Origin of the sequence: Inquilinus limosus MP06 (assembly GCF_000767795.1) — a bacterium.
GTDB lineage: Bacteria > Pseudomonadota > Alphaproteobacteria > DSM-16000 > Inquilinaceae > Inquilinus > Inquilinus limosus_E.
In genome coordinates, this window is the sequence record NZ_JANX01000214.1 from 1 (window position 1) to 9397 (window position 9397).

General features: G+C 67.9%; 8 protein-coding genes and 1 pseudogene. 7 read left to right on the forward strand and 2 right to left on the reverse strand.

Annotated elements, in window-relative coordinates:
- Positions 1 to 51: 51 nt before the first annotated feature.
- The 4 genes from P409_RS17185 to P409_RS17200 are packed head-to-tail and all read left to right on the forward strand — an operon-like array spanning position 52 to position 4030.
- The gene (locus P409_RS17185) at positions 52 to 1104 is read left to right on the forward strand and encodes an ABC transporter ATP-binding protein (protein WP_034839989.1); all 1053 of its coding nucleotides are present in this window, start codon (positions 52 to 54) and stop codon (positions 1102 to 1104) included.
- Complete coding sequence (locus P409_RS17190; RefSeq protein ID WP_052120815.1) at positions 1097 to 1993, forward strand: carbohydrate ABC transporter permease; 897 nt, start codon at positions 1097 to 1099, stop codon at positions 1991 to 1993. The genes P409_RS17185 and P409_RS17190 overlap by 8 nt, the downstream gene beginning before the upstream one ends.
- Complete coding sequence (locus P409_RS17195; RefSeq protein WP_081991580.1) at positions 1990 to 2886, forward strand: carbohydrate ABC transporter permease; 897 nt, start codon at positions 1990 to 1992, stop codon at positions 2884 to 2886. Before P409_RS17190 ends, P409_RS17195 begins: the two co-directional genes overlap by 4 nt.
- 34 nt (positions 2887 to 2920) lie before the next feature.
- Positions 2921 to 4030 (forward strand): mandelate racemase/muconate lactonizing enzyme family protein, encoded by a 1110-nt coding sequence (locus P409_RS17200; protein ID WP_034839999.1) that lies wholly within the window; start codon positions 2921 to 2923, stop codon positions 4028 to 4030.
- Positions 4031 to 4746: 716 nt separating this feature from the next.
- Here the strand turns inward: P409_RS17200 and P409_RS17205 are convergent.
- Both P409_RS17205 and P409_RS17210 read right to left on the reverse strand, forming a co-directional pair.
- Positions 4747 to 5715: an NADP-dependent oxidoreductase gene (locus P409_RS17205; RefSeq protein WP_081991581.1), complete on the reverse strand. Its 969-nt coding sequence runs from the start codon at positions 5713 to 5715 to the stop codon at positions 4747 to 4749.
- 58 nt (positions 5716 to 5773) lie between these two features.
- Positions 5774 to 6178 (reverse strand): cupin domain-containing protein, encoded by a 405-nt coding sequence (locus tag P409_RS17210; protein WP_034840002.1) that lies wholly within the window; start codon positions 6176 to 6178, stop codon positions 5774 to 5776.
- 90 nt (positions 6179 to 6268) lie between these two features.
- Between P409_RS17210 and pdxR the strand changes: the two genes are divergently transcribed.
- The 3 genes and pseudogenes from pdxR to P409_RS38030 all read left to right on the forward strand — a co-directional run.
- Positions 6269 to 7675, forward strand: a complete 1407-nt coding sequence (pdxR, locus tag P409_RS17215) for a MocR-like pyridoxine biosynthesis transcription factor PdxR (protein ID WP_034840007.1) — start codon at positions 6269 to 6271, stop codon at positions 7673 to 7675.
- A gap of 159 nt (positions 7676 to 7834) precedes the next feature.
- On the forward strand, positions 7835 to 8485 hold the full coding sequence (locus P409_RS17220; RefSeq protein WP_034840011.1) for an HD domain-containing protein: 651 nt from the start codon (positions 7835 to 7837) through the stop codon (positions 8483 to 8485).
- Positions 8486 to 9245: 760 nt separating this feature from the next.
- Positions 9246 to 9397: pseudogene (locus tag P409_RS38030) on the forward strand (IS5/IS1182 family transposase); the annotation flags it as partial.

Genomic DNA, 9397 nt, shown 5'->3' on the forward strand with positions numbered 1-9397 from the left:
CGACGGCGGCCGTCGGCCCGGACGGAGAGGCGGAGAGCAGGGGAGGGCGGCATGGCAAGAGTTGAGATCCGCAACGTCACGAAGGCCTTCGCGGACCACACCGCGGTCTCCGACGTCAGCCTGACGGTCGAGGACGGCGAGTTCCTGGTCCTGCTCGGCCCGTCCGGCTGCGGCAAGAGCACGCTCCTGCGGATGATCGCCGGGCTGGAGCTGCCGACCCGGGGCGACATCGTCATCGGCGGGCGCGTCGCCACGCGGCTGCAGCCGAAGGACCGGAACGTCGCCATGGTGTTCCAGAACTACGCGCTGTATCCGCATCTGACCGCCTATGAGAACATCGCCTTCCCGCTGCGCATCCGCCGCCTGCCGGCGAAGGTGGTCGACCAGAAGGTGCGCTGGGCGGCCGGGCTGGTCGGGCTCGAAAAGCTGCTGAAGCGCAAGCCGCGGCAGATGTCGGGCGGCGAACGGCAGCGCACCGCGCTGGCGCGGTCGCTGGTCCGCGACACAGACGTCTTCCTGCTGGACGAGCCGCTGTCCAACCTGGACGCGAAGCTGCGCCACTCCTCGCGCGACGAGTTGCGTCGGTTCCAGGAGCGGGTGGGCGTGACCTCGATCTACGTCACCCATGACCAGGTGGAGGCGATGGGGCTGGGCGACCGCATCGTGGTGATGCAGGGCGGCAGCATCCGCCAGGTCGGGACGCCGGAGGAGATCTACCTCAACCCCGCCGACACGTTCGTCGCCACCTTCATGGGGTCGCCGCCGATGAACCTCGTCGCGGATGGCCCCGTGATCCTCGGCTTCCGGCCGGAGGAATTCCTGCCGGAGGCGCACTACGCCCGTGGCGCCGACCTGGCGCGCTTCACCTTCGTGGCGGAGCGCGCGGAGTATCTCGGCGGCGACCGTCTGCTCTACGGCCGTGTCTCCGGCACCGTGCCGGAAACGGCGGTGATCGCCCGCATCCCCGCCAGCATTGCCTGCCCACAGGATCTCGACACGGCGATGTCCTTCGCCGTCCCCAGCACCCATCTCCGGCGCTTCGAGGCCGCGGGCGGCAAGGCGATCGCCGCCGGCACCGCGCCGAGGATGGTGGTCCATGGCTGAGACCCGTGCCGCCCTGGCGGGCGACCGCGCGCTCGCCTATCTCACCCTCGCGCCGAGCGCCTTCCTCCTGGTCCTTCTGGCCGGCGTGCCGATGGTGACGGTGTTCTTCATGGCGATGCAGGACATCGACATGGGGGCGACCTCCGGCCCGTTCGTCGGGCTCGAGAATTTCGCCTGGGCGCTCACCGATCCGGCCTTCCACTCGGCGCTGGTCAACACCTTCATCTGGGTTTTCGGCAGCGTCACGCTCGAGATGCTGATCGGCCTGGGCCTCGCCCTGCTGCTGAACCGCAGCTTCCAGCTGAGGGGGCTGACGCGCGCGGTGATCCTGGCGCCCTACCTGGTGCCGAGCGTCGTCGCCGTCCTCACCTGGCGCTACATGCTCCACGACATCGTCGGCATCATCAACGCGGCGCTGGTCGGCATCGGCCTGGCCAGCGGCCCGCTGCTCTGGCTGAACAGCACGTCGCTGGCGATGCTGTCGGTCATCATCGTCGGCGTGTGGAAGTTCTTCCCCTTCGTGGTGCTGGCGCTGCTCGGCATCCTGCAGGCGATCCCGCAGGAGCAGTACGAGGCGGCCCGGCTCGACGGGGCAGGGGAGTTCCAGCAGTTCTGGCGGATCACGCTGCCGCATCTGCTGCCGGTCTTCCTGCTGACGGCGCTGCTGCGGACGATCTGGTCGTTCCAGAAGTTCGACATCATCTATCTGATGACCGGCGGCGGCCCGCTCGATTCCACCACGACGCTGCCGGTCCTCGTCTATCTCAAGGCATTCTCCGACTTCGAGCTCGGCCGCGCTGCCGCGGTCGCGATCCTGACCTGCGCGATCCTCGGCCTGCTGACGGCGGTCTACTTCCTGCTGATCAAGCGCGCGGAGGCCCGCCAATGACCGCCGCGTCGTTTTCCCAAGGGCGCGAGGAGCCGCGCCGCCATCACGAGATGGCGGATGTGCATCACCTCTTCTCACGGATCATGCTGTACCTGCTCGCCGCCGCCGCGGTCGCCGTCGTCGGCTTCCCGCTGTTCTGGATGGTGATCTGCTCGTTCAAGCCGGGCAGCGAGCTCTACGCCACGCCGCCGACCGTCCTGCCCCAGGTCTGGACGCTGCAGAACTACCGCGACCTGTTCGTCCAGACTGACTTCCCCTCCTATTTCGTGAACAGCCTGATCGTCGCCTTCGGCGCCACCGGCCTGTCGCTGGTGATCGGCGGCCTCGGGGCGTACAGCCTCAGCCGCTTCCGCTTCTTCGGCATCGCCGCCTTCTCCAGCGCGACGCTGGTCTGCTACATGCTGCCGGAAGTCCTGATCGTGCTGCCGCTGTACATCTACGTGGTGCAGCTCGGGCTGGCCGACACGCTGATCTCGCTGATCGTCGCCAACACCGCCTTCACTCTGCCGCTCGCGCTCTGGTTCATGCGGTCCTACTTCAACGCGATCCCGACCAGCCTCGAGGAGAGCGCGATGATCGACGGCTGCAGCCGGTTCCAGGCGATGCGCCGCGTCACCCTGCCGCTCGCCCTGCCGGGCATCGTCTCGGTCGGCGTCTTCAGCTTCAACCACGCCTGGAACGAGTTCCTGTTCGCCCTGGTCTTCATCTCCTCCGAGGAGAACAAGACCCTGCCGCTCGGCCTCGCCACCTGGATCGGGCAGGACAATCTCTATTCCTGGGGGATGCTGCTCGCCGGCGCCGTGCTCGTCACCATTCCGGTCGTCCTGTTCTACCTGCTGGTCCAGCGCAAGCTGGTCGTCGGCCTGACCGACGGTGCCAACAAGGGTGACTAGGCCGCAATCCCGAGATCCCTGCTCCGAGGTTATCATGACGAAGATCACCGATGTGACGGTCGTGGCCGTCGAGATCCCGCTCGCCCGCAACTTCGGCGGCAGCCGCTACAACGTCACCAAGCGGTGCACGATCATCACCCGGATGGCGACCGATGACGGCTTGGTCAGCGAGGTCTACAACGGCGACAACCGCGACCACATGCGCGCCGTCGTCGACATCATCGAGAAGGAGTTGACGCCCCTGGTCGTCGGGGAGGACATCTTCGCCGTCGAACGGGTCTGGCAGAAGATGTTCGCCGTCGCCGAGTGGAACCGCGACCGGAAGCTGGTGATGGAGGCGATCGCCTGCATCGACAGCGCGATCTGGGACCTGATGGGCAAGGCCACCGGCGTCAATGTCTGCCGGCTGCTCGGCGGCTACCGGCAGGAGATTCCGATCATCTGCATCGGCGGCTACTACGAGGAGGGCAAGACCCTCGCCGATCTCGGCCGGGAGATGGAGCGGCTGCGGCTGGCGGGGCTGGCCGGCTGCAAGGTCAAGGTCGGCGGGCTGAGCCCCGAGCGTGACGCCGAGCGGGTGGCGGCGGCGCGCAAGGGCGCCGGCGACGATTTCTGGATCGCGGTCGACGCCAACCGCGGCTGGTCGGTCGACGACGCCGTCCGCTTTGCCCGGCTGATCGAGACATATGACATCGCGTGGTTCGAGGAACCCTGCCACTGGTACGACGATGCCCGCAGCATGGCCGAGGTGCGGCGCCGGACCTCGATCCCGATCGATGCCGGGCAGAGCGAGGTGACCAGCGCCGGGGTCCGCCGCCTGGTCGCGGCGGAGGCCGTCGACATCGTGAATTTCGATGCCTCCGAGGCCGGCGGCATCACCGACTGGCGGCGCGCCGCGGCGCTGTGCGCCCTGCACGGGGTCCGCGTCGGCCATCATGAGGAGGCGCAGATCGCGATGCAGATGATCGCGGCGATCCCGAACGGCGTCTGCGCCGAATGCTTCGAGCCCGCGCGAGACCCGATCTGGGCGGGCCTGATCGCCAATCGGCCGAGCCCGGTCGACGGAATCATCCCGATCCCGCAGGGGCCGGGCTTCGGCCTGAGTCTCGACTGGGACATGGTCGAGCGGTACCGCGTCAACTGAGTTCGCTCGGGGCACGCTCGCCTTTGCGAAGGAAGCATTTACCGGGTGAGGTCGGGGTTATTCACAGCGCACTCGAACGCGGTGGGTTGTGTCCCCGCCCCAAAAAGGCGGGGTTTTCGGCATTCTGCGGCACTCATAGACGGAAAGCTAAGCTGGCCTCGAGTACCGGGGCCGGCACAGGAATAGCACATGTGGCACGCCCGACCACGCCTTCATCGTTGGAGGGGCGGGCCAACCCGGCTGGCGCTGTAACAGTAGGCGCCGCCCACTTCGCCATTTGCGGTCTGCCGCAAGAGACGCGCCTCGATCACACTCGGCTCGGTGCTGCCGCCGCACCATCAGCCTTCGAGCATCTGCCCTGTCCCCTTTGTGGACATCGAAGCTGGCCGGCACCGTGTATGAGCGAGGTCTCCTATTGGCGCGACGCAGCCGGGTCAGGCGGTGGCAACGGGTCGACCACGGCCGGTTTGGTCGATGTTCCTATCGGGGCGCCGACGGCATGGCCGCATGTGGCGGATATCGTTGAAAAAGTCCCCAATGACCACTTGGGGCGCAAAATCGAGCAAGTTTGCTGCCGGCTGGGATCGCCATCCTGCATCATTTGGCGCGCAGGCATGAGTTTTCGGACTCTTTGTTGCGCGCGGAAATGGCGCCCCGACTTTTTCAACGATATCGGCGCACCGCGGCCGCACCGATCGCGGGTTTGCTCCCGCTGCTTATGAGCCGATGCGCAGGACGATCTTGCCAGAGGGATGCGGCCGGGCGCCGTCCAGCATCTCATGCGCGGTCCGAGCCTCGGCCAGCGGCAGGACCGTACCGATCCGGGTGACCAGTTCCCCGGCCTCAACCATGGCGGCAATCCGTTCCAGATCCGCGGTGTTCACCTGCACCAGGAAGAAGCCTGCCTTCACGCCGCGACGCGCTGCTTCCGCCTGATCCGGCTCCGACACAGCCGAGACCAGAACGCCGCCGCGCTTGAGCACCGCGAAGGATCCGGCCTGCGCTTCGCCGCCGACGAGGTCGACCACGGCGTCGACCGGCCCGGCCCGGTCCTCGAGGCGCTCATTGCGGTCCACCGCCTCGTCGGCGCCCAGGCTGCGGACATAGTCGAGGTCGCCAGCGCTGGCGGTGGCGATCACCCGGGCCCCGGCGCGGTGGGCGATCTGCACCGCATAGGCACCGACATTGCCGGCGCCGCCGAGGATGAGCACGGTCTGGCCCCGGCCGATCTGTGCTTGCCCGAACAGCGCCTGCCAGGCGGTGACCGCCACCACTGGCAGGGAGGCGGTGTCGACATGGTCGATCCGGGCAGGCTTGCGGGCGATCATGCCGGCCGTGGCGATCGCGTATTCGGCATAGGCGTCCGTGAAGCGGGCATTGGTCACGCCGAACACCTCGTCACCCGGGGTAAAGCCGGTGACGCCGGGGCCGATCGCCGCGACGGTGCCGGAGAGATCCGAGCCGAGGGTCAGCGGCAAAGGCTGCGGCAAGACGCTCCTGCCGGCCCGGATCCAAGCGTCCCAGGGGCCGACCCCGGCCGCGGCGACGCGGATCAGCACTTCGCCTTCGCCCGGCTCGGGCCGCTCGACGTCCTCAAGGACGATCGCCTCCGGCGGGCCGAAGCGGTGGACCCGCGCGGCCTTGATGGTGCGGGGCAGTGATGCGGGGGAAGCGGTGGATGTCATCGGATGATCCTTGGCGGTGCGCGGCGATGCTCACGGGATCGCCGCCTAGGGAGATGGGTCAGTTGACGGGGGTGGTCAGGGCCTTGTCGTCGGAATCGACGACGAACACCGCCAGCAGCCTTGCGGGCTCGGTGGCGCTCGCATTCCGGCTGACGGAATGGCGGGATCCGGGCGCCTCGTAGAAGCTCTCTCCGGCGTGGTAGACCCGTTTGGGCCCGTCGTTCACCTGCGATTCGATCGCGCCCGAGACGACATAGGCGTAGATGAACGCCGATTTCGCATGGGTGTGCGGAGACGAAGCCGCGCCCGGCGGATAGTCGACGAGGACGGCGATCAGCGACTTGCCCGGAATGTTGGGGATCGCATGCTCGAAATTCGGCGTGACGGTCTCGCCCGGATCGTGGGCCGCAGCCGGTGTCGCGATGGCGATGCAGGCAGCGGCGATGACAAACTTGATGATCATGGCGGTCGTTTCTCCTTCGACCGCCTAATTGACCGTTCGATGGTTCAAAGATAAGCACCAGGAACCGACAAAAGTCGTGTACCACGGGACATGACCAAGCTCCTCCCGCTGGACCTCGACCGCTCTGCCAAGACGCCGCTGGCCGAGCAGATCCGCAAGGGCGTCAGCGTCGCGATCGAGAACGGCGCGCTGGCGCCCGGGGCGCGCCTGCCCTCCTGGATCGACCTCGCGGCGCAGCTCGGCGTGGCGCGGGGCACGGTGCGGTCGGCCTATGAGAAGCTGTCCGCCGCCCAGTTGATCGTCGCTTCCCGCGCCGCCGGAACCCATGTGGCGGAGCGGCCGCCCCTTGCCGTCCGCCAGGACGCGCCGCCCGACCCTGGGTCGTTCATGGAGATGTACCGGGAGCTCACCGCCGGACCGGCGGTCTTCCAGATGGGCGTGCCGGCCCAGTCGACCTTTCCCTCCAAGCTCTTCGCCCGGATCCGCGCCCATGCCGTCCGCGCGGAGTCGGGCGCCCCGGCCATGTATCCCGATCCGCGGGGAGAGCTGGAGCTGCGTCGGGAAATCGCCGCCTACCTCGCCATCGCGCGCGGGGTCGAGTGCTCGCCCTCCCAGATCATTGTCACCGGCGGCTTCGGCGGCGGCCTCGGTCTGGCGCTCCGCGTGCTCGGCGTCGAAGGACGGAAGGCCTGGATGGAGGATCCCGGCTTCTTCTTCACCCGGCGGGGCCTGGAGCTCGCGCGGTTGTCGCTCGTGCCGGTCCCGGTCGATGACGACGGCATCGATGTCGACCACGGCCTGCGGCACGCCCCGGACGCGGCGGTGGCGGTCGTGACCCCGGGGCAGCAGGCGCCGCTCGGGTCGACGCTGTCGCTGGCCAGGCGCCTGCGCCTCCTCGACTGGGCCGCCCGGGCGGACGCCTGGGTGATTGAGGACGATTATCTGAGCGAGCTGCAGCTGAAGGGGCGGGCCACGCCGGCGCTTGCCTCGCTCGACCGCGCCGGGCGGGTCATCCACATCGGCTCCTTCAGCAAGACCCTCAGCCCGACGCTGCGCCTGGGCTTTCTCGTCGCCCCGCCGGCGCTGGCGTCCCGGTTTGCCGAGGCCGCCGCCTGCCTCGCCCCGGCGCCGGGGCCGTCGCTGCAGCTCGCGACCGCGGCGTTCATGCGGGAAGGGCACTACATGCGCCATCTCCGCCGCACCAAGCGCGTCTACTCCGCCCAGCGGGACGCGTTGCTGAAATGCCTGCAGCCGCGCGCCGATGGCGTCACCACCGCCGGGCTGGCCGCACTGCTGTGGCTTCCGGACAGCGCGCCGGACCTGGCCATCGCCAAGGAAGCGCAGGCTTTCGGCCTGGCGCCCGTCCCGTTGTCGCTCTGGTATGCCTCGCCGGCCTCCGCACGATCCGGACTGGTGCTGGGCATCGCAACGGCGCCGCAGCGGCAGCTCGATAGGGCATGCGGCCGGCTCCGTGAGGTCATCGACCGCTTCACCTGACAAGCCGGCCACGCCCGCAGGGGCGGGCGGGGCCGCCGCCCCGTGGTGCAGTCGGAAACGCGGGTCTTGGTCCTGTTTCGGCAAAGGGGAGCTGCGCATCTTTCCGCCACGATCACCGGCGGAAGCAGCTGCCGCGATCACACATCGGCGGCCCCACCAATGGAGGACGAAGTGGCGATATCGAATCCGATTGCCGGCGTCGGGATTCCCGACAGCAGAATGGCGCGCCACGTGACACAGCTGGTTCGCGACACCGAGAGCGACCTGCTGTTCCACCATTCCACCCGGGTCTATTTCTGGGGTGCCCTGGCCGGGAAGCGGAAGGGCCTGGCGTTCGACCCGGAGCTGCTCTACGTCGCAGCCATGTTCCACGATATCGGCCTGACCGCGCGATATCGGGACAGCCAGCTTCGGTTCGAAGTGGACGGTGCGAACGATGCCCGCGAGTTCCTGCGCGGCCATGGCATCCGCGAAGCCGAAGTCGAAAGGGTCTGGGCCGCCGTCGCCCTCCACACCACTCCGGGCATCCCTGAGCACATGCATCCGGAGATTGCCCTGGTGCAGGCGGGCGCGGCGATGGACGTCGTCGGCCGCGGATATCACGACCTGACGGCCGAGCAGCGCGAGGCGGTGATTGCGGCCTATCCCCGCGGCAGCGATTTCAAGCACGAGATGATCGAGGCGTTCTATCAGGGTATGAAGCATCGGCCCGGCAGCACGTTCGGCACCTTCAACGAAGACATCCTCGCGTTCAAGGACCCGAGCTTCCGGCGCGGAGATCTGTGCAGCATCATTCTGGGTTCGCACTGACGCCACTGACCGGTTGTTCCATCGCCTGCCCGACAGCGCACGTGGTCGATTTGGCGGCCGGCGAGCCACATGGGACCATGTCCGCTCTGTCGAGCCGGTTGCCTTGGCCGCTTTCAGGAGTGCTCTGAGCCGGGGCTGATTGGGAAAGAGCGGGGTGTGCTGGATGTTCGCATCAATGGCTGATGTCGCGGCGCCGACGCGATTACTGGATATGGCGCCCTTCGGCCGGGTCAATCGATAGGGAACGGGAGGCGGAGTATGGTGCCGGGCGGACGGGAGAGGTCCTGCTGCGCATTACTGCGCCCCGGCTTTTCGCCTCGCCAAGTCCAACTCTCCCGGCTTGGCTAAGGCCGCAGCGACGATACCCACTTCATCGACGTTCGCAAGGGTCGAGCCGGGATTTGGCCGAGGATGTCCGCTTCGGAGCTGTCGGCGCGGCGGCCGCTATGGCCCGTTGTGGCCTGGCAGGCCGCTTGGACTGATGACATCCGCGGCTGAATAGGATTGTATGCCACTGGGCGCACGTCATCGACAACCGGCGCCCGACGCCGGCCCGCTCCGGGGATCTTTAAGCTTCGTGGGCGGGCCGGCGGCTCACAGCTGCGCCGCACGCATCCTTACAATTCGCCGGTCTTCGCCCAGCCGGGCCCTGTCGGCTCCAAGGTGCCGCCTCGACGGCCGCTTATGGCGGATTGTGTTGAAAAAGTCGCCATTGCTGGTGGCGTGAAGTCCTGATTCAGTCCTCGTGGGCAGAGGAGGACGCGAGTTGTTCGAGACGACGGTGCGGCGCTGCATTGAAGCCGGGCTGGTCGGGGGCAACGGCTTTGCCACCGATGCCAGCCTGAACAAGGCGGACGCCAACAAGCAGCGCTCGGCGGAGGGATCGGAGGCGGTCGACTGGGAAGCGATGGT

Coding starts and splice junctions, on each gene's coding strand:
- P409_RS17195 (WP_081991580.1), top strand. CDS start 1,990: ATGACCGCCGCGTCGTTTTCCCAAGGGCGCGAGGAGCCGCGCCGCCAT.
- P409_RS17200 (WP_034839999.1), top strand. CDS start 2,921: ATGACGAAGATCACCGATGTGACGGTCGTGGCCGTCGAGATCCCGCTC.
- P409_RS17185 (WP_034839989.1), top strand. CDS start 52: ATGGCAAGAGTTGAGATCCGCAACGTCACGAAGGCCTTCGCGGACCAC.
- P409_RS17220 (WP_034840011.1), top strand. CDS start 7,835: ATGGAGGACGAAGTGGCGATATCGAATCCGATTGCCGGCGTCGGGATT.
- P409_RS17205 (WP_081991581.1), bottom strand. CDS start 5,715: ATGACATCCACCGCTTCCCCCGCATCACTGCCCCGCACCATCAAGGCC.
- P409_RS17190 (WP_052120815.1), top strand. CDS start 1,097: ATGGCTGAGACCCGTGCCGCCCTGGCGGGCGACCGCGCGCTCGCCTAT.
- pdxR (WP_034840007.1), top strand. CDS start 6,269: ATGACCAAGCTCCTCCCGCTGGACCTCGACCGCTCTGCCAAGACGCCG.
- P409_RS17210 (WP_034840002.1), bottom strand. CDS start 6,178: ATGATCATCAAGTTTGTCATCGCCGCTGCCTGCATCGCCATCGCGACA.